Source organism: Sphingobium sp. D43FB, from assembly GCF_002312805.1.
GTDB lineage: Bacteria > Pseudomonadota > Alphaproteobacteria > Sphingomonadales > Sphingomonadaceae > Sphingobium.
The window spans coordinates 90,809-109,615 of sequence record NZ_NMUA01000011.1 but is presented as its reverse complement, the minus strand read 5'-3'; the positions used below and the strand labels follow the sequence as shown (position 1 = coordinate 109,615).

11 protein-coding genes and 1 tRNA gene are annotated in these 18,807 nt (G+C 65.4%); 8 read left to right on the top strand and 4 right to left on the bottom strand.

The features are described from left to right. Positions 1–7 precede the first annotated feature (7 nt). The 6 genes from SxD43FB_RS11600 (at position 8) to SxD43FB_RS11575 (ending at position 7,443) form a co-directional block, all read left to right on the top strand. The gene (locus SxD43FB_RS11600; RefSeq protein ID WP_096062303.1) at positions 8–1,285 is read left to right on the top strand and encodes an MFS transporter; all 1,278 of its coding nucleotides are present in this window, start codon (positions 8–10) and stop codon (positions 1,283–1,285) included. 4 nt (positions 1,286–1,289) lie between these two features. Then, positions 1,290–2,639, top strand: a complete 1,350-nt coding sequence (locus SxD43FB_RS11595) for an MFS transporter (RefSeq protein WP_096062302.1) — start codon at positions 1,290–1,292, stop codon at positions 2,637–2,639. Positions 2,640–2,796: 157 nt separating this feature from the next. Next, complete coding sequence (locus tag SxD43FB_RS11590) at positions 2,797–3,885, top strand: endonuclease/exonuclease/phosphatase family protein (RefSeq protein WP_096062301.1); 1,089 nt, start codon at positions 2,797–2,799, stop codon at positions 3,883–3,885. Continuing rightward, complete coding sequence (locus SxD43FB_RS11585) at positions 3,882–4,940, top strand: TonB-dependent receptor (protein WP_141249500.1); 1,059 nt, start codon at positions 3,882–3,884, stop codon at positions 4,938–4,940. Before SxD43FB_RS11590 ends, SxD43FB_RS11585 begins: the two co-directional genes overlap by 4 nt. A 124-nt stretch (positions 4,941–5,064) precedes the next feature. Further along, complete coding sequence (locus SxD43FB_RS11580) at positions 5,065–6,576, top strand: phospholipid carrier-dependent glycosyltransferase (RefSeq protein WP_096062299.1); 1,512 nt, start codon at positions 5,065–5,067, stop codon at positions 6,574–6,576. A 42-nt stretch (positions 6,577–6,618) separates the two neighbouring features. Continuing rightward, positions 6,619–7,443 carry a hypothetical protein gene (locus SxD43FB_RS11575; RefSeq protein WP_096062298.1) on the top strand — a complete coding sequence of 275 codons (825 nt, stop codon included), beginning with the start codon at positions 6,619–6,621 and terminating at the stop codon, positions 7,441–7,443. A gap of 83 nt (positions 7,444–7,526) precedes the next feature. On the opposite strand, the gene SxD43FB_RS11570 is transcribed toward SxD43FB_RS11575, so the two are convergent. Then, positions 7,527–7,601: transfer RNA gene (locus SxD43FB_RS11570), tRNA-Glu, on the bottom strand. Between the two features lie 101 nt (positions 7,602–7,702). Further along, the gene (recJ, locus tag SxD43FB_RS11565) at positions 7,703–9,469 is read right to left on the bottom strand and encodes a single-stranded-DNA-specific exonuclease RecJ (RefSeq protein ID WP_096062297.1); all 1,767 of its coding nucleotides are present in this window, start codon (positions 9,467–9,469) and stop codon (positions 7,703–7,705) included. Positions 9,470–9,616: 147 nt separating this feature from the next. On the opposite strand from recJ, the gene SxD43FB_RS11560 reads away from it, so the two are divergent. After that, positions 9,617–11,734 (top strand): BamA/TamA family outer membrane protein, encoded by a 2,118-nt coding sequence (locus SxD43FB_RS11560; RefSeq protein WP_176482756.1) that lies wholly within the window; start codon positions 9,617–9,619, stop codon positions 11,732–11,734. Beyond that, entirely contained in the window at positions 11,734–15,942 is a 4,209-nt protein-coding gene (locus SxD43FB_RS11555) for a translocation/assembly module TamB domain-containing protein (protein ID WP_096062296.1), read from the top strand. Before SxD43FB_RS11560 ends, SxD43FB_RS11555 begins: the two co-directional genes overlap by 1 nt. A 7-nt stretch (positions 15,943–15,949) precedes the next feature. On the opposite strand, the gene SxD43FB_RS11550 is transcribed toward SxD43FB_RS11555, so the two are convergent. Beyond that, on the bottom strand, positions 15,950–18,070 hold the full coding sequence (locus SxD43FB_RS11550; protein ID WP_255245696.1) for a prolyl oligopeptidase family serine peptidase: 2,121 nt from the start codon (positions 18,068–18,070) through the stop codon (positions 15,950–15,952). 170 nt (positions 18,071–18,240) lie between these two features. After that, entirely contained in the window at positions 18,241–18,666 is a 426-nt protein-coding gene (gene rplQ / locus SxD43FB_RS11545) for a 50S ribosomal protein L17 (RefSeq protein ID WP_037477453.1), read from the bottom strand. Positions 18,667–18,807 lie beyond the last annotated feature (141 nt).

Below are 18,807 nucleotides of genomic sequence, written 5' to 3'. Positions count from 1 at the left end.
TCTCTTCATGCTGTCATCGATACTCCCGGTTCGCAGCCTGTTGGCCGCCATCTTCATGCTGATGGCGGGCAGCGGCTTTCTGTCCACCCTGATCAGCCTGCGGCTGGAACGGGGGGGCAGCGGCACGCTGATGATCGGCGCGGTGGCGACTGCCTATTTCGCCGGACTGACCGTCGGCGCGCTGCGCGCTGCGCCTGTCGTACAGCGAGTCGGACATATCCGCGCCTTTGCCGCCTTCGTGTCGCTGCTGTCGGCCAGCACGCTGGCTTATGCACTGTTCCAGAATGTGCTGTTCTGGGCATCGTTGCGGTTCATCGATGGGCTGTGCGTCGCGGGCGTGTTCATATGCCTGGAAAGCTGGCTGAACGAGCGCGCCGAACCGAACACGCGGGGCAGCATTTTGGCGGGCTATATGATCGCCCTCTATTCGGGGCAGGCATTGGGGCAATTTCTGCTCAATTTCGGGCGCACTCCGTCCATTCCTTTCCTGATCGCCTCCATCCTCATTTCGCTGGCCGTCATCCCGGTCGTCCTCACCCGCATCGCCGCGCCGCTACCGGGGCAGAATGCCCCTTGTACGATGCGGCAACTCTATGCTTCGTCCCCGCTGGGCTTCGTCGGCGCAATGACCACCGGGCTGATGCTGGGCGCTTTCTATGGCCTCGCCGCCGTGCATGTCCGGCGGCTGGGACTGGACCTGTCCCAGACCGCCAGTTTCATGAGCATCGTCATTTTGGGCGGGGTCGCGCTGCAATGGCCGTTGGGGCGGCTGTCGGATCGGTTCGATCGCCGCCGGGTTATCGTCACCAGCTTCGGCGCGACCATGGCCGTCTGTCTTGCGCTGACCATGGTCGATGGCATGGGACTGCCGTTGTTGACGCTGGGGGGCCTGTTCGGTGGCCTCAGCTTCGCGCTCTATCCGCTTTGTGTCGCCCACACCAATGACCGGCTGGACCCGGCCGCCCGCGTCGCTGCCAGCGGCGCACTGGTGCTGCTCTATTCGATCGGCGCAGCATTGGGCCCGACCGGCGCGGCGGCGGCGATGACGCTGTTCGGTGCGAGCGGGCTGTTCCTCTTCATCGCCGCCGTTGCGGGTGGCACGCTGGTCTTTGGCCTCTGGCGTCAGGCATCGTCCCTGCCAGTTCCGGGCGACGACCAGCAAAGCTATCAGATCCTGCCCCGCACCACGCCCGTGGCCGCGATGCTCGATCCCCACGCCCCGGAACAGAGTGCGCCCGACGAAGGCGAACCGGCCGACCGTTCGCCGCTCCCCCTTTCAGGATAGATCCATGCCCGCGCCCCATCCTACTGCCCCGCTCCAGCCTGCCGTCGATCGGACCACCTTGCGCCGGGCGATCGGTGCGTCCGCCATGGGCAATGCGACCGAATGGTTCGACTATGGCATCTATGCCTATGGCGTGACCTATATCTCCGCCGCGTTGTTTCCCGGCAATACGGAGGAGGCGGTGCTGTTCGCGCTGGCGACCTTCGCCATTTCCTTCCTGGTGCGCCCGCTGGGTGGCCTGTTCTGGGGACCGCTGGGCGACCGGATGGGACGCAAGTCCGTATTGGCGCTTACCATATTGATGATGTCGGGTGCGACCGTGTGCGTCGGCCTGATCCCCGATTATGCGACGATCGGCTTTTGGGCACCGACCCTGCTGATCCTGTTGCGGATGGTGCAGGGATTTTCCACCGGCGGCGAATATGGCGGTGCGGCGACCTTCATGGCCGAATATGCGCCCGACGACAAACGCGGCTTTTGCGGCAGTTTCCTAGAGTTCGGGACATTGGCGGGCTTTTCGCTGGGCGCGCTGCTGATGCTTGGCTTCTCGCTGACGCTGGGCGACGCCGCCATGTATGATTGGGGCTGGCGCGTTCCCTTCATGGTGGCTGGACCCATGGGTCTGGTCGGCATGTATCTGCGATCGAAGATGGAGGACACGCCGGTCTTTCTGGAAGCCGAACAGGCCGCGCAGGGGACCAAGACGGCCTCGCCGACGCTCGGCGCGCTGATAACGGGCCATTGGCGCACCTTGCTGGTGATGGGCGGGCTGGTCACCGCGCTCAACATCGTCAACTATACGCTCTTGAGCTACATGCCGACCTATCTGCAGCGTCGACTTGGCCTGTCCGCCAATGAAGCGTTGATAGTGCCGATCATCGGTATGATCTTCATGATGGTCCTGCTGCCCTTCGCCGGCTCGCTGTCCGACCGGGTCGGCCGCAAGCCGCTGTGGCGCTTCTCGCTCATCGGCCTGTTCCTGCTGGTGGTGCCCGCCTATCTGCTGATGGCGACGGGTTTCGTCGGGGCGGTGGTCGGCTTTGCCCTGCTGGGCCTGCTCTATGTGCCGCAACTCGCAACGATCTCGGCAACCTTCCCCGCCTTGTTCCCGACGTCCGTCCGCTTTGCGGGCTTCGCCATCGCCTATAATGTCGCGACGTCTATTTTCGGGGGCACGGCACCCGCCATCGGCAGCAGCCTCATTGGCCTGACCGGCAACGAACTCATGCCCGCTTTCTACATGATGCTGGCCTGTGTCGTCGGACTGATCGCGCTGCGCTTCATGCCGGAGACCGCTGGCCAGTCGCTGCGGGATCATAACCCTTCCGTCCGCTTTTCCGATCAACAGCGCTGATCACCAGGCCGAGGTGCGCAGGTGCGGCTTGTCGCATGACAGGTCGGCGTCATTTCCATGACTGTGCTGCCGCGAAAGTTTAATAGCCCCGCCGCTTAAGCGACATGGGGACGACTCATTGGCCCGCTATCCTCCGGTCAAACGGGGGGCCGTCACCATGTACCGACCATTTCGCGCTGTGTTGTTCGCAGGGCTTGTCGCGCTCGCCGCCGCCGGATCGACCCATGGTGGCGACCAGGCCGCGCCGCAATGGGGCATTGCGAAGCCCGTTTCGAACGACGGGCGATTGTCGGTCATGACCTATAATATCAAGGGACTGCCCTGGCCGATCGTGTCGGATCGGCGCGCCGCGCTGACCGCTATCGCCGACCGGCTCGCCCTGCTGCGACAGTCGGGGCGACAGCCGCATATCATCCTGTTGCAGGAAGCCTTCACGCCGGAGGCGGCGCAGATCGCCGCGCGCGCGGGCTATCGCCATGTTGCGCAGGGGCCGGACGTAGCGCACCGTTCCACTGCAGCGGCGCAGGGGGCGGACCAGTCGCATCTGGCGCAAGCGCGGTGGGATCGCGGAGAGGCGATCGGCAAGCAGTTGAGCAGTGGCCTGCAAATCCTGTCCGACTATCCCATCACCCGGATCGATCGCATGGCCTTTCCCGACTTTGCCTGCGCCGGGTTCGATTGCCTGGCCAACAAGGGCGTGTTGATCGCGCATATAAGCGTGCCGGGCTTCGACCGGCCGGTCAGCATCGTCAACACGCATCTCAACGCCCGCAAAGCCGCAGGCGTAGCGATCGACCGATCGCAGCGCGCCTTTACCCGGCAGGTCGATCTGGTGACGCAGTTCGTGGCGGCGCATGTGCCTGCCGGTCAGCCGCTGATCCTGGGCGGTGACATGAATATCGGGCAGGATCGGTTGCGCGCCCATATCTTCTTCACCCGGTTCGCGCAGGCCGACATGCGCTTCATCGCGCCGGAACTGGACGGCGCGCGCCGGGCGCTGGCGCAATCCGCCTGGGCCAGCGACGCGATCCGGCGCGACCTGACGTCTACCAGAGCGCGGGCGAAGGATTGGCTGTTCGCACGGGGTGCGGGCGACCGTCCGCTCAAAGTGGTCGCGGCGCATGTCCCCTTCGGATCGGAACCCGATAGCCAGCCGCTCTCCGACCATTTCGGTTATGTGGTCGACTACAGCCTGCGCAGCGGGGTCGATCTGGCGCGATCGGGCCGTGCGGGGGCAGTATCGTGAGCCGGGCCGTCTGGCCGTTGCTCTGGCTCATCCCTGCCTCTACCGTCGCCCAGGCGCAGGAAGTGCCGGTAGAAACAGGCATCCGCTTTTCGCTGAAGCGCCCGTCCGGTCTGTCGCCAATCACTGCGCCCCGACCAGCCTCTCCGCAGTTCCGCCCACGGATGGAAGCGGCAACGCCGGTCCAGGCCGATGATCGTGACCAGGACATTCAGATCCGCTGGCAGACGACCGCGCGGCGATTCCTTGGAACGACCGACGCGACGTCGTTCGCGCCGCATAGGCTCTCGCGCAGCCGGATGGTGCGCTATGGCGTGCAGGATCGCCGGCTGGTCAGCGAGCATCTGACCGCCACGCTGGGCTGGCATGGGATCAAGGTCAGCAACCGCAATGCCAATGTCACCGCGGGGCCAGGGCGCGAAAAACTGCGTGCGAACGACTGGTTTCTGCCGCGCGCGACGTTAGTCCTGCAGGCGCGGCAGGATTTGGCGTTGAGCCTGGATTATGCCGACACATTACGGGCCTATGGCGAAACGGGCATGAGCGGACCGATGGGATTGCGCCACGATGATTTTCTGGCGCTGCGCCGGACGCTGAAGCCGGAAACGCAAAGCCGCGTGCAGGGGCGTGCCGATTGGAGCGCTGCGCCCACGCTCGGCCTGTCCCTGTCCTTGCAGGGCGGTCGGATCGATGACCGGTTGCGCTTTACCGGACGCGGCACGGTGCCGGTCAACAGCGGCTCCGCACGGATCGATGGTGCGATTCTGGAAGCGCGCCATCAGGTGACACCGCAGTGGCAATGGTCGATCCGCTACAGCGACGCGCGGGTTCGCATGTCCGGCGGCGACATCGTGCGCGAACAGAGCCTGTCGGCCGGGTCCGTCTGGCAGGACGGTCCCTGGCGCGCGGCCCTGTCGGTTGCGCGTACCAGCGCGCCTGCCATGGCGGTGTCCGGCCCGCGCGCCGTGCGGGTCGAGGCCGGCGTCTATTATGCGCTGGCTGCTATTATGCGCTGGCTGCGGTCGGCGGGCGACCGATTACCCTGTCGCTGCATATGACCGACCCGGACAATCTGGTGAGCGGGACGTTTGCGCGCGATGACCTGTCCGGTTCGCTGCGCGCCGCCGACCAGGCGCGTGCGGTGATGGCCCGCGCGCGACTTGGCTGGTAGGCGCAAGTCCCATGCCATTGCGGATTGCCCTGCTGCTGCTGATCGCGGCCCTGATGTTGACCGTGGCGGCGTTCCGCCCGATCGATCATGACGAGGGGCAATATGTCGGCGCGGTCGCGATGATGCGCTTCGGCCTGCCCTATCGCGACTTCGCCTATCTCCAGACGCCCTTGCAGCCATTGTTGTTCGCGCCGCTGGCGTGGATCGCGGAGGGGTGGCTCTTTGCGGCACTGCGCGCTGTCAATGCCCTGCTCGCGCTGGGGGCAAGTGTTTGTCTGTGGATGGCCGCGCGGCGGGCGGGTGCGTCGGACCGGGCGGCGGCGATCGCGGCGGTGGCTTTATTGTCGAGCCATATGCTGTTGTTCGCCGGGAGTGTTGCGCGCAACGATGCGCTGCCCGTGTTGCTGATGACGGCCGGGCTGGCCGCCTTGATGAACCTGCTCCAGAATGACCGTGCGCGGTGGACCGCGCTACTGGCCGGGCTGTTGCTGGGGGCGGCCGCGTCGGCGAAAATCAGCTATGGCCTTCCGGCCGCGGCCGTTGGCCTGTTTGCGCTATGTCACTGGCGCACGCTTGGCGCGGCCAGAGTCGGCCTGCTCGCTCTGGGCGGCGTGCTGGGTGGTGTGCCGACGATGGCGCTGGCCCTGCTGGCACCCGACGCGGCCTGGTTCGGGATTATCGACTATAGCCTGAAGGCCCCGTTCGAGTGGCGCGCCTGGAATGAGAAGGCCGCCATGCTCGGCGGGCCGAAGAGTCTCGTGCGGCTGGCCCGCTTTCTGGCGCAGGGCTGCGGCCTGATTGCGCTGGTCGCCGTTGCGTTGGTGGTCACCCGGCGACGCATGCCGGTCGAACGGCTGCTCGATATGATGATCGTCGCTGGTCTGGTGGCCGCCTGGCTGCCGCGACCCATCTATGTCCAATATCTGGGGCCTTTGCTGCCCGCGCTCTTCCTTCGCTTTGCGCTGCTGACCGACGCGCCCTTCTGGCATCGTCGCGCTAGCCGCGCCCTGATCGCGTTGGGCATCGTCGCAGGCGTGGCACAGACCGCGACGAAGACAGCGGCCAATATGCTGGCGGGCCACAGTCCGGTTCAGGGGATCATGCAGGACGTGCGTGCAGTGGATCGCATTGTGGCTTCGACCGGCCTGTCCGGGTCGATCGTTACCCTGTCGCCGGAACGGGCGGTGGATGCGGCGCTGCCGGTCGATCGCCGCTTCGTCACCGGGCCTTTCCTGTTCCGCACGCGCCATATCCTGACACGCGATGAGGCGCGGGCCTTTCATGCGACGACTATCCTCTCTGCCGAAGCGGATCTGGATGCGAAGCCGCCCGCCATCATCCTGACGGGCAGTGAAGGCAAACCCACGGCGGCCTTTCCTCGCGGTTTGGATGCGGTGCTGATCGATTGGGCGCGATCGCATGGCTATCGCGCCGTCTCCTTGCCTTCGGGCACCCATCAGATGTTCCTGGCGCCGCCGTCGCCTGGCACAATGGCTGCGACCGTTGCCACGCAACCGTTATAATGCTGGCTTAGACTGGCTAGTCAACGCAATCGGAAGTCTCTCATGCCCTTTATCCTGCTGATCCTCGCGAGCCTGATGCTCGGCTTTGTCCCGGCTGGGGCGGAACCGATGGCCGAGATGCCTTCGCCGCCACCCGTTCCCGTCATACTGCGCATGGCGGCACCGGAAGCGCGGCAAGGCGTCGCATCGGACGGCACGCATCTCTATGCCATCGACAATGACCGGATCGGCAAATATAGCATCGCCAGCGGCAAGCGGGTCGCCCAATGGCAGGGGGAGCGACGGCTGTTCCCCCACATGAACAGTTGTACCGTCGCGGGGCATGACCTGGTCTGCGCCGCGTCCAATTATCCGCAGCTGCCCCAGACCAGCGCCATCGAGATTTTCGACACCCGCACGATGCGCCACAAGCGCACGATCAGCCTGGGCTTTGGCCCCGGTTCGCTGACCGCGCTCGACCGGCATGATGGCAAATGGTGGGCGGTCTATGCCAATTATGATGGCAAGGGGGGCGAGCCGAACCGGGATCATCGCTACACGCTGCTGGCGCGGCTGGACGACGCCTTCCGGCAGGAAGCGGCATGGACGTTCCCGGCCGAGGTGCTGGCGCGCTTTGCACCGTTCAGTTGCTCTGGCCTTAGCTGGAGCAAAGATGGTCGCCTCTATGCGACCGGCCATGATCGGCCGGAAATGTACGAACTGGCGCTGCCAGAAGCCGGATCGCGCCTGGAACTGCGCCGCACCATCGGCATCGCCACGCCGGGTCAGGCGATCGACTGGGATCCGGTCGAGAAAGGCCGCTTATGGTCCATCGATCGGGCCAAGACCGAAATGGTGGCGAGCGTCGTGTCGGATGGCAACGACTGAGGTCGGTGGGAAGAAATCTTGCTGCGTAGCCATGAAGGAAAATGCCGATCGGGCATTTTATTGCATCTTCGATGTAGAGAAGGTGGTGATCCCAACGGGATTCGAACCCGTATCGCTGCCGTGAAAGGGCAGTGTCCTAACCGTTAGACGATGGGACCACATACAAGCACCGCCGAAGCGGCGCTGCGAAGTGAGGGGGGCATTAGGAGGAGACGGCGCGGCGGTCAACCCCTTTTGCGGGCAAAAAAGCCCAAGCTGATCAGTCGGCCCAGGCGGCGTCGTCCAGATGCAGTTCGGCGGCAGGGCGGCTGCCCCAATCGTCGATCTTCGCGCGTCCCGCGACCCACAGCCGCCGGTCGTAGGACGCGCCCAATATCGCCTGGCCCATGTCGCTTTCGGCCTGACGAAAGGCGATGGTCTTGATCGACCGGCCGTCCGCGCCCGCCATGATGGCGCGCAGATGGCCGTTGCCGACCACATCGGCCTTGACCACGCGCATGGGGCCAGCGGCGATCCGGGGGGCGGGCCAGCCTGCGCCATAGGGGCCGCCCTGTTCGATCGCGGCGACGAATTCGGGGTTCACGCCCGCCGGGGCCAGCACCGCGTCGATCAACAACGCCCGGTCGTCGCGCGCGCGCGCCACCGCACTTGCCAGTCGGTCGTCCAAAAAATCGGCAAGCGCATCGACCTTATCTGCCGCGACGGTCAGCCCGGCCGCCATGGCATGCCCCCCGCCAGCGACCAGCAGGCCGCTATCCTTGGCCGCCATCACCGCCGCGCCCAAATCCACGCCGGAGATCGACCGGCCCGACCCCTTGCCCACGCCATCCTCGTCCAGCGCGATGACGATGGCGGGTCGGCCGGCCTTTTCCTTGATCCGCCCGGCGACGATACCGATGACGCCCGGATGCCAGCCCAGCCCGGCGATCACCGCGACGGCGCGATTGCCCTGCGCGTCGAGCAGCGCCTCGGCCTGTTCCTGCACCGTCGATTCGATCGCGCGGCGTTCCTCATTATAATGGTCGAGCTGTCCCGCGATCCGCGCCGCCTCGGCCGGGTCCAGCGTCGTGAGCAACCGCACGCCGAGATCCGCCTGCCCCACGCGCCCGCCCGCATTGATGCGCGGCCCCAGCGCAAAGCCCAAATCATGGCAGAGTGGCGCGCGGGTCAGGCGGCTGGCGTCGATCAGCGCGGCGAGGCCGATATTGCGCCGCTTGGCCATAACCTTGAGCCCCTGCGCGACGAAGGCGCGGTTGAGGCCGCGCAACTGCGCCACATCCGCCACCGTGCCGAGCGCGACGATATCGAGCAATTCCATCAGCGCGGGTTCGGCCCGCGTCGCGAACCAGCCGCGCCCGCGCAACAGCCGCACCAGCGCTGCGCCCAGCAAGAAAGCGACACCGACGGCGGCGAGATGGCCATGCGTTGCCGCTTCGTCCCCCTCGTCCAGCCGGTTGGGGTTTACCAGCGCCAGGGCTTCGGGCAACGCCGCGCTGCATTTATGATGATCGACCACCACGACATCGACGCCGGTCGCCTTCGCCATCGCCAGCGCCTCGAACGCCTGCGCACCGCAATCGACGGTGACGATCAGGCTCGCCCCTTCGCCTGCGAGGCGCACCAGTGCCTCGCCCGACGGGCCATAGCCCTCCATCAGGCGATCGGGGATATAGGGTTTGGCCTCCAGCCCCAGATCGCGCAGCAGCCGGATCAGCAGCGCCGCGCTGGTCGCGCCGTCCACATCATAGTCGCCGAAGATGCGCACATCCTCGCCACGCTGCACGGCATCGGCCAATCGCTCGGCCGCCGCGTCCATGTCGCGGAACAGGCTGGGATCGGGCATGAAGGCGCGGATCGTCGGGTTGCGATGCGCCTCCAGCGCCTCGCGCGGGCAGCCGCGCGCCATCAGCAACTGCGTGACCAGATCGTCGGGCAGATAGGAGGGGTCGCGCGCGTCCGCGCCTTCTCCGCGCCAACGCCAGGGCTGGCCCATCAGGGATCGCGAAATATTGAGCGCAAATGTCATGCGCTTGCTCTAGACGGGCCTTGGGCCGGTGGGAAGCGCCCCCGTCGCGGCTAATCGTCGCTTGGGCGGAACCGGCGCAACCCGTTGCGCGTATTGGAAGTTCGTCGGCCAATTACAGGGCTGGCGATGAAGGGGCATCGCATTTTCATGATCAGACGGCAGGCACATCATGTCCGGCGCATGTTGGGCCTTATCCTCGTCACCGCGTCGCCCCTGCCTCTCATGGCGCAGACGACCAATGACCCTGTGCCTGCGCTCCCCTATGACGCGACAGCGAGCGAAGAACCGATCCTGCCCGACGATCAGTTTGAAGCGCGCCTGCCGCAGGTCGAAAATACCGACCCAGCAGCCCCTCTTCCATCCATCGACAGCTGGATCGACCAGCAGATGCCGCAACAGGCCGACGCGCCGACACAATTGCCGCCTGCCACCGAACCCGCGCAGGAGGTGGAACTCGCCCAGCCCCTGGCCCCGCTCGACAGCGTGACCGTGCCCGCCAATGCCGCGTCCGACGATGATCCCAATGCCAAGCAGCCCGACATCCGCTATGCGACCAGCATCGACGGGTTCGGCAAGACCGGCCTGGAGGATGCGTTCAAGGATGCATCGACCCTGATCGATGGCGATGGCAAGGCGGAAACCGCAGCCATGGTGCAGGCGCGGGCGCAGGAGGATGAGAAGCTCGCCGTGCGCCTGCTCTATTCCGAAGGCTATTATGATGCGACCGCGCTCGCCAGCCTCGATCAGACCGGTGACGGCACGCTCAAGGCGGTCGTTTCGGTGACGCCGGGCAAACGCTACACGCTCGGCGATATCGTCATCACCGCCGGATCGACCGTACCCCCCGGACTGGTGCGGGACAGCCTGCCGCTCAAGACCGGCGATTATATCGTCGCCACCACGATCGAGGGTGCAGAAGCCAATGTCGCGCTGAAGCTGCCGGAAAATGGCTATGCCTTTGCCAAGGTGGGCGAGCGCGACATCCTGCTCGACCCGGCGACCATAACGGGCGACTATACCCTGCCCGTCGACACCGGCCCGCGTGGCACATTCCGCAAGATCACCACGAGCGGCGACAAGCAGGCCTTTGGCGCCGACCATATGGAGGTCATCCGCCGCTACAAGCCAGGCCAACTTTATGACAGCCGCAAGGTCGATGACCTGCGCAAGGCACTGGTGGCGACGGGCCTGTTCGCCAGCGTCGGCGTGGATCCGGTGCGCACGGGCGAAGCCGGGCCGGACGGAACTGAATATGTCGACCTGCATGTCGAACAGGAGGCGGGACCACCGCGCACGCTGGCTGGCGAAGCAGGCTATGGCACCGGCCAGGGCTTTCGCGCGGAAGGCACCTGGACCCACCGCAACCTCTTTCCGCCTGAAGGCGCGCTGATCGCCAGCGTGGTTGCCGGCACGCAGGAACAGGGCGTGTCGGGCACCTTCCGCCGCTCCAATGCGGGCAAGCGGGACCGCACGTTTCAGGCCGGGGCGCTGCTCAACCATCAGAAATATGACGCCTATGAGGCCTTTACCGCTGGCCTCAACATCACCTGGGCACGGCAATCGACGCCGATCTTCCAGAAGCGCTGGACCTATAGCTATGGCGCGGAAATCCTGCTGTCGAACGAGCAGACGACGATTAACGCCGCAACCGGCGAAAATAGCCGCCTGACTTATTTCATCGGCGCGCTGCCGGTGCAGGTCGGCTATGACCGGTCCAACGACCTGCTCAACCCCACAAGGGGCTTCCGCGCTAATTTGCGCGTGTCGCCCGAAGCCTCGTTGCAGGGTAATGTTTCGCCCTATGTGCGCAGCACCTTCGACTTGAGCGGTTATTTCCCGGTATCGGACAGCCTGGTCATCGCCGCGCGCACGCGCCTTGGCACCATCAACGGCGTGGCCCGTGACGATGTCGCGCCATCGCGGCGCATCTATGCCGGTGGCGGCGGATCAGTGCGCGGCTTCGGGTTCCAGGAACTGGGACCCAAGGACGTAAACGCGGACCCGATCGGCGGCCGATCCGTCAATGAATTTGCGGTCGAGGGCCGCTATCGCTTCGGCAATTATGGCGTGGTTGCCTTTGTCGATGCGGGGCAGGTGTATGAAAGCCAGGTCCCCGAATTTTCCGACATGCGCTATGGCGTGGGTCTGGGTGGGCGCTTCTATACCAATTTCGGTCCGTTCCGCGCCGACATCGCCATGCCGATCAACCGGCAACCGGGCGAATCCAAATTCGCCGTCTATATCGGGATCGGGCAGGCTTTCTGATGACGCAGGACGACACCCTCACCTCCGACCGGATCGACACGGTGCGCCAGGGTCGCCCCTTGTGGCAGAAGATCGTGATCGGCGTTGTCGGCTTGATCGTCGCACTGGTCTTGCTGACGGGCGTGTTGCTGCTTGGCCTTAACACCCAGCCGGGCAAGAAATTCCTGATCCAGCAGATCGCCGCGTTCCAGATGGAATCGGGGATGGCAATCGAGGTCGGGCGGATCGACGGGTCCATCTATAGCGATATGGTCATTCACGACCTGATCCTGCGCGACCCCAAGGGCGTGTTCGCGGTCAGCCCGCGCGTGCATGTGGTGTGGAAACCGTTTCGTTACATCAATAACCACATCTCGGTCAGCCTGCTCGAAACGCCTTTGGTTGTGCTGGCGCGCAGCCCCCAATTTAACGAAACCCCGACTGATCCCAACGCGCCGATCCTGCCCGACCTCGACATCGACGTCGATCGGATGAAGATCGGCAAGTTCATCCTTGCCCGGCCCGTCATCGGCCAGAAGCGCGAGATCGCCATCGACGGCGTCACGCACATCGCCGATGGCCGCGCGATCCTGTCCGCCGATGCGATCGTCGATAGCGGCGATCGGTTGCAGGCGAAGCTGGACGCCGTGCCGTCGCAGAACCGCCTCGCCATGAGCGGCACGCTGACCGCGCCAAAGGGCGGCGTCATCGCCGCCATGTCGGGCCTGACCGATGGCATGACCGCGACCTTGGATGGCAAGGGCACTTGGCAGGCGTGGGACGGGCGCATCGTCGCCACCAGTCCCAACGGCGAACTCGCCAACGTCGCCATCGCCGCGCGCAATGGCAATTTCACCGCCAAAGGTCCGGTTCGTCCCGGCCTCGTCATGGCGGGCACCGTCGATCGCCTGACCGCACCGCAACTGGATGTCGATCTGTTTGCGGGTCTTAACGAACGCCGTGTGAACCTCAAAGGCACGCTGCGCTCGCCTGCTCTATCCGCCGATGCACAAGGCGTCATCGACCTAGCCGCCAGCCGTTTTAGCGCGCTGCGCATCAACGCCGCGCTGCTGACCCCCGGCGCGATCATGGAGAAGGTGCGGGGCCGCGATGTCCGCGCCTCGATCATTCTCGACGGGCCCATGGCGACGCCGTTCATCGACTATGACATTACCGCCAGAAATCTGGCGTTCGACGCAACCGGCATCGAAAATCTGAAGGCCAGCGGGCGGGCGGTGATCGACACCGACCGCATCCGCATTCCCGTGAACGCCACGGCGAGCCGCGTGACCGGCCTGAATGCTGCGGCAGGCGGTCTGATGAACAATCTGCGCGTCAAGGGCGACTTCGCCTATGCGGGCGGCAAGCTGATCAGCGACAATCTCAAGATCGACAGTGACCGGATCGACGCAACCGCGGTCATCCTCGCCGATCTCGACAACGCCCTCTATCGCGGGGCGCTTAAAGGTAGGGTCAACGACTATAAGATCGACGGCGTCGGCATCGTCAATCTCAACACCGATGTCGAACTGGTCCCCGGCCCCAAGGGCGGCTTTGGCTTGTCCGGTCGCTTCGGCGTGCGCACCGCGCGCTGGGAGAACGCCTCCGTCCGCGATTTCCTGGGCGGCAATGCCGTGGCCAGCGGCCGCATCGGCATGACGCCGGAGGGCAAATTCACGCTCGCGGGCCTCAAGGGGGCAGCGCCCAATTTCACGATTCAATCGGGGTCGGGCAGTTACGATACGGATGGCGCGATCGCCTTCGATGCGACCGCTTCCTCGCGCCAATATGGCCCGCTTGCGCTGACCGTGCGCGGGACGATGGAACGGCCGCAGGCGGTGCTGCGTGCATCGCGGCCCAATGTCGGCGTGCAACTGTCCGACGTCGTCGCGAAACTGAATGGCGAAGCGGCGGGCTATCGCCTGGAAGCCACCGGCGGGTCGCCCTATGGGCCTTTCTTCGCCAATGTGCTGATCCGCACCGCCCAAGGGCCACTCACCATCGACGTCACCCGTGCGCGTTTCGCCGGTGTGGACATGAACGGCCGCATCCAGCAGAGCGCTGCTGGTCCCTTTACCGGCCAGCTGGCGATGAACGGCTCCGGCATCACCGGCGCGATCCGCCTCGCCGCGGTTGGCAAGGCGCAGGGCGTGAACGTCAATGCGACCGCCAGCAACGCCAAATTGCCGGGCGACGCGGAGATATTGATCGGCCGCGCGATCGTCACCGCGTCGATGGTGCTGACCGATCAACCGCGCATCACCGCCGACGCCCAGATCGCCAACGCCGCCTATGGCGACTATATCGTGCGCAAGGCGCGGGCGAAGCTCGATTATCAGGGTGGACGCGGCAAGGCCCAGCTGGTTGCGGACGGTTCCAGCGGCGTGCCCTTCTCGATCGCCGCCAATGCCGCACTGCGCCCCGAACTCTACGCCGTGGCGTTGCAGGGCAAGGCGGGCAACATCCCGTTCCGCCTAGCCCAGCCCGCCATCATCCGCACCGAACCGAGCGGCTATCGCCTCGACCCGGCGACATTGGTCTTGCCGCAGGGCAAGGTCGATCTGGCCGGGCGCTTCGGCGGCACGACGGCGGTGCAAGCGCGCTTCAAGGATTTCGACCTCGCCATCGTCAACATGGCGGCCCCCGGCATGGGCATTGGCGGTCGCATGACGGGCGCACTCGACTATGTGCAGCAGGGCAATGCTTTCCCGACCGCGACCACGCGGCTTGCCATCGCCGATTTCCGCCGGTCGAGCCTGTCGGCCGTATCCGACCCCGTATCGATGACGATGGAGGGCAAACTGTCCGCCGCCGGCGGCGACATGCGCGGGCTGATCCGGCGCGGCAGCGCGACGCTTGGCCGCTTCGTCGCGACGCTCGCCCCCCCCGGCCCCGGCGCAAGCTGGAGCGAACAGCTCCAGTCCGCCCCGCTCGGCGGCGGCATCCGCTATTCTGGCCCGGCCGATGTCCTCTTCTCCTTCGCGGGCCTCGCCGACCAGCAGTTGACCGGTGGCCTTGCCGTCGCTGCGGACTTTAGCGGGCGGCTGACGGCCCCGCGCGTCAACGGCATCGCCCGCGCCAACGCGCTGACCTATGAGAATGAGACGTTCGGCACCCGCGTCACGCAGATGAAGCTCGACGGGCGCTTCACCAACGACCGGCTCGACATCCGCGACTTTTCAGGGCGCGCTGGCGACGGAACGGTGCAGGCGTCCGGCACGGTAGGGCTGGCGGCGGATAGCGGATTTCCGATGAACATCGCGGTCAGGCTCGACCGCGCACGCTTGGCGCGCAGCGAAGCGATTACCAGCGTGGTGAGCGGATCACTGGCCATCACCAACAGCGCGGCCAATGGCGGCCTAATCAAGGGTGATCTCAGTCTGCCCGAAACCCGTTACAAGGTGGCCTGGCAGGGTGGCACGGAAATCCGTCAGCTCCAGGGCGTCCGTCGCAAGGGCGAGGGTGTCGATATCCTCGACCAGCGTATGGCCGCGCGCAAGACCGCGGCCCAGCCTGCCGACTGGAAGCTCGACATCCGCGTGCGGGCCGACAATGAAATCTATGTGACCGGCATGGGCCTCGATTCCGAATGGAAGACCGACATGCGCGTCACCGGCACCACCGCCAATCCGCGCGTCGTCGGCAAGCTGGAAGTGCTGCGGGGCCGTTACAGCTTCTCCGGCAAGCAGTTCGACTTGGAGCAGGGCATCATCACCTTCAACGGGCCGATGATGAACCCCACGCTGGCGATCAAGGCGGAGACGCGGATCGATACGGTCACGGCGGGCCTGCAAGTCACCGGCAGCGCGCAACAGCCCGACATCGCCTTCATCTCGACACCCAGCCTGCCGCAGGATGAAATCCTGTCGCGCATCCTGTTCGGCGATAATGTCGCCAACCTGTCGGCGACGCAGGCGATCCAGCTGGCCGCAGCCTTGAACGGCCTGCGCGGCGGCAGCGGAGGGCTCAATCCGATGGGCAAGCTGCAGGGCGCAACCGGCATCGACCGGATCGGCATCGTCGGCGGCGACGAGCAGACGGGGCGCGGCACATCGCTCGCGGTCGGCCAGCGTATCTCCAACGATATTTATGTGGAGATCATCACGGACTCGCGCGGCTTTACGGCGACCCAGTTGGAAATCGCCCTGTCGAAGACGCTCAGCCTGCTGTCCAAGACTGGCACCAACGCCGGGTCGTCAGCCAACCTTCGCTATTCGAAGGATTATTGAGGGCGCGTCATTGGGGCTTTCGCTGGATCGTCAGTCCGGTGAAATGCGCCAGAAAGGCATAGCTGTCGGCATATTCGTCGATCAGCTTGTCGATCGGCTTGCCCGCGCCATGGCCCGCACGATTTTCCACCCGCAATAGCCGGGGCCGGTCCCCGACCGCTGCGGCTTGCAGGGCGGCTGCATATTTGAAGCTGTGCGCAGGCACGACCCGGTCGTCCGTATCGGCCGTGGTCACGAGGATGGCGGGATAGTCCTTGCCGCCCAATATATTGTGATAGGGCGAATAGCCGTAGAGGAGCGGGAAATCCTTGGCCCGGCCCGGCGAGCCATAATCATCGACCCAATAGCGCCCGGCGGTGAAGCGGTCGAAACGCAGCATGTCCATCACGCCCACGGCAGGCAGGGCAGCGGCGAACAGGTCGGGCCGCTGGTTGACTACGGCACCGACCAGCAACCCGCCATTGGAGCGCCCTTCGATCGCCAGGCCGTCCTTGGGCGTATAGCCATTGCTCTTGAGCCATTCGCCCGCCGCGATGAAATCGTCGAACACATTCTGCTTGTTCGCCCCGCGCCCGGCCTCATGCCAGGCCTTGCCGAACTCACCGCCGCCGCGCAGATTGGCGATGGCATAGACCCCGCCCTGCTCCAGCCAGGCGAGCCGCGTCGCCGAATAGCCGGGCGTCAGGCTGATGTTAAACCCGCCATAGCCATAGAGGATGGTCGGCGCGGCGATCGCCCGGTCGGCCAGCACCTTTTTGCGGATGATGGTGATCGGGATCGGCGTGCCGTCCTTGGACGGGTAGAGCCGCTGTTCGATGCCGAAATCATCGGGGTTGAAGGGCAGGTCGGGCTGCGCGAACACGCTGCTTTCCATGGTTGCGGTGTCGAACCGATAGATGCTGGAGGGGGTGACGAAGCCGGAAAAGCTGAAGAAGGTCTCCGGGTCGCCATCGCGCCCGCCAAAGCCCGCCGCCGTCCCCATGCCCGGCAGCGGCACGTCCGCCACCTTGCGCCCGTCCAGTTCGACCAGTTCGGCAATCGTCTCCGCCTCGCTGACATAGGCGAGGACAAGGCGGTTGCCGACCAGCGACCCGCCCGCCAGCATTTCCGCCCGCTCCGCCACCACTTCCTTCGCCCCTCGGCGCGGCCGTGCGGCGTCGAGCGTTACCAACCGCGATCGGGCAGCGGCTTTGTTGGTGATGAAGTAGAGTGTCGTCCCCCGGCTGCCGACCAGCCGCCAGTCATGCGTCGGTCCCTTGACCAGCAGGCGCGGCTTGACCGGCCCGCCGTCCAGCACGGCGACATGGACTTCGCGTCGGCTGTCGATGCCTTCGAAACTGTTGATCACCAGCCAGCCGCCATCGCTCGTCACTTGCGCCTGATGGCTGAGCTTGGGCCGGTCGGGCGTTTCGTAGACAAGTTGGTCCTGGACCTGCTCCGTGCCGATCCGATGGTAGAAAAGCTGCTGCCCCTCATTGGCAGAGCGAAATGTCTCGCCGTCCGCCGGAGGGGCATAGCGGGAATAGAAGAACCCCTCGCCCCGCCCGTCCCAGGCAATCTGCGAGAATTTTACCCATTCGACCCGTTCGTTCAGCGTCCGTCCGCTATCCACGTCCAGCACGCGCAGGGTGCGCCAGTCGCTCCCCGCCTCCTGCATCGCATAAGCGAGGTAGCGGCCATCGGGGGATGGTGCCCATTCGGCGAGCGCGCTCGCGCCGTCCTTGGCCCAGTCATTGGGATCGAGCAACAGGCGCTGCGCACCCGTCAGTCCGTCGCGCACGTAGAGCGGGGTCTGGTTTTGTAGGCCCTTGTTGTAGCCGTAGAAATAGCGGCCACCCGCCTTGCGCGGCACGGTGTAGCGACCATGCGACAACAAGGCCTGCATCCGCGCCTTGAGCGCATCGCGGCCCGGTAGCCCGTCGATATAGCGGCGGGTCAGGGCATTTTCCTGGGCCACCCAGTCGCGCACCGCCGGATCGGCGCGCAGGTCGTTTTCCAGCCAGCGATAGGGGTCGGCGACCTTTACGCCGAAATGATCCTCGACCAGATCGAGCCGTCGCGCGGCGGGGTAGCGCAGGCTGCCATCCTGCGCGCCCGCATCGATGATAGCCGCATTCGGCCCGGCCAGCGCAGGCGTCGCCGCCAGCAGCAGCGGCAGCAGGGTCAGGCGAAACACGCGCGCATCCTCTCACAGTCTTCTTCAACGCCAACAGGCCGCAGCTCTCTTGAGAGCCACGGCCTGTTGATAAAGCAATATGGTCCGACTGTCAGGTCATGCCGACAGTCGGAACTGACGGATCAGGCTGCTTCCAGCTCGTCTTCGTCTTCATTCTGCAGCGGGCCGGAATCCTGACCCTTGGCGCTGACGTCGCGGTCGACCAGCTCGATGATCGCCATCGGCGCAGCGTCCGACGCGCGGAAACCGGCCTTGATCACGCGGGTATAGCCGCCGTTGCGATCCTTATAGCGTTCGGCCAGCGTCTCGAACAGCTTGATCAGCTGCGTGTCGTCCTGAAGCCGCGCATGGGCGAGACGACGGTTGGACAGGCCACCCTTCTTCGCCAGCGTGATCAGCTTTTCGACATAGGGACGCAGCGCCTTTGCCTTGACCGTGCCAGTCATGATCTGCTCATGCTTGATGAGCGAGGCGGCGAGGTTGCGCAGCAGCGCGTTACGATGGCCGGTGGCGCGTTGCAGCTTACGCTGACCCATTTTATGACGCATAATCTCTTCCTTCGTTCGTTAAGGGGCCGTTCGAGGTACCCCAGACCAGGCGGTGACGGGACCGCCCCATTGTTCGTCATTCCCGCGCAGGCGGGAACCCATCTCCCAACCCATCCCCAGGCGCAAGGCTGGGAGATGGGT

Coding starts and splice junctions, on each gene's coding strand:
- SxD43FB_RS11575 (WP_096062298.1), top strand. CDS start 6,619: ATGCCCTTTATCCTGCTGATCCTCGCGAGCCTGATGCTCGGCTTTGTC.
- SxD43FB_RS11590 (WP_096062301.1), top strand. CDS start 2,797: ATGTACCGACCATTTCGCGCTGTGTTGTTCGCAGGGCTTGTCGCGCTC.
- rplQ (WP_037477453.1), bottom strand. CDS start 18,666: ATGCGTCATAAAATGGGTCAGCGTAAGCTGCAACGCGCCACCGGCCAT.
- SxD43FB_RS11560 (WP_176482756.1), top strand. CDS start 9,617: ATGATCAGACGGCAGGCACATCATGTCCGGCGCATGTTGGGCCTTATC.
- recJ (WP_096062297.1), bottom strand. CDS start 9,469: ATGACATTTGCGCTCAATATTTCGCGATCCCTGATGGGCCAGCCCTGG.
- SxD43FB_RS11555 (WP_096062296.1), top strand. CDS start 11,734: ATGACGCAGGACGACACCCTCACCTCCGACCGGATCGACACGGTGCGC.
- SxD43FB_RS11595 (WP_096062302.1), top strand. CDS start 1,290: ATGCCCGCGCCCCATCCTACTGCCCCGCTCCAGCCTGCCGTCGATCGG.
- SxD43FB_RS11600 (WP_096062303.1), top strand. CDS start 8: ATGCTGTCATCGATACTCCCGGTTCGCAGCCTGTTGGCCGCCATCTTC.
- SxD43FB_RS11580 (WP_096062299.1), top strand. CDS start 5,065: ATGCCATTGCGGATTGCCCTGCTGCTGCTGATCGCGGCCCTGATGTTG.